This window comes from Streptomyces sp. NPDC127092 (genome assembly GCF_042722475.1).
Lineage (GTDB): Bacteria > Actinomycetota > Actinomycetes > Streptomycetales > Streptomycetaceae > Streptomyces.
In genome coordinates this window covers 398-1,243 of record NZ_JBHXFE010000302.1, presented here as the reverse complement: position 1 = coordinate 1,243, position 846 = coordinate 398, and the positions used below count along the sequence as shown (strand labels likewise).

Genomic DNA, 846 nt, shown 5'->3' with positions numbered 1-846 from the left:
GATGGCCGAACACGGACTGGTCGGGACGACGGTGCTCGGTGTCGCGTTCGACGGGACCGGGTACGGCTGCGACACCACCGTGTGGGGCGGCGAACTCCTCCTGGTCGGCCCGAACATCCTCGACACGAGGCGGGTGGGACACGTCCAGCCCTTCTCACTGCCGGGCGGTGACGCCGCCGTCCGGAATCCGGTGCGGGTGGCGCTGGCTCTGCTGCACGAGTGCGGGATCACCGACGTCGACGGGCTGCCGTGTGTCGAGGCGATCCCCTCCGCGGAACGCGCGGCCGTGGAGTCGCAACTTCGGTCGGGTCTCGGTTGCGTCAGGACGACGAGCGCGGGCCGCCTGTTCGACGGAGTCGCGTCGCTGCTCGGGGTCCGGCACCGGGTCACCTACGAGGCGCAGGCGGCCATCGAACTCGAGGCCCTCGCCCGGACGGCCCCGCACCCGGCTCCCCTGGCCATGGACGTGGAGAACGACCAGCTCAGACTGCCTCTTCTGGTGTCCGGACTGGTTGCCGGTCTCCGCGACGGGACCCCGCCCGCGGCGCTCGCACTCGGCTTCCACCATGCCCTCGCCGCCGCGACCGCCGACCTCGTCGAGCATGATCGCGGCGTCCTTCTCGGTCAATCCCACGTCGAGCCCGAAAACGTACTCCTCGGGGACCTCGTTGCGCAGTGCCCGGACGAAGGCACGCAGGACCGCTTCCTTGGAGGAGGCGGTCGGGTCGGCCCAGATGCCGGCCTTGGCGCTGCCGTAGAACAGGTCGACCCCCGCCCACTTCCAGGTCATGTTGCGGGCCAGCCTGGCGACCTCGCCGACACTGACCGTGGTGGACATGCGGGTGC

At 70.9% G+C, this 846-nt stretch carries 2 pseudogenes; one reads left to right on the top strand and one right to left on the bottom strand.

Annotation, left to right across the window (positions count from 1 at the left end):
• Window position 1: 1 nt before the first annotated feature.
• Window positions 2–544 (top strand): annotated as a pseudogene (locus ACFWJO_RS39910) (carbamoyltransferase HypF); the annotation flags it as partial.
• A gap of 105 nt (window positions 545–649) precedes the next feature.
• Here ACFWJO_RS39910 and ACFWJO_RS39905 read toward each other — a convergent pair.
• Window positions 650–838 (bottom strand): annotated as a pseudogene (locus tag ACFWJO_RS39905) (Glu/Leu/Phe/Val dehydrogenase dimerization domain-containing protein); the annotation flags it as partial.
• Between the last annotated feature and the right edge of the window lie 8 nt (window positions 839–846).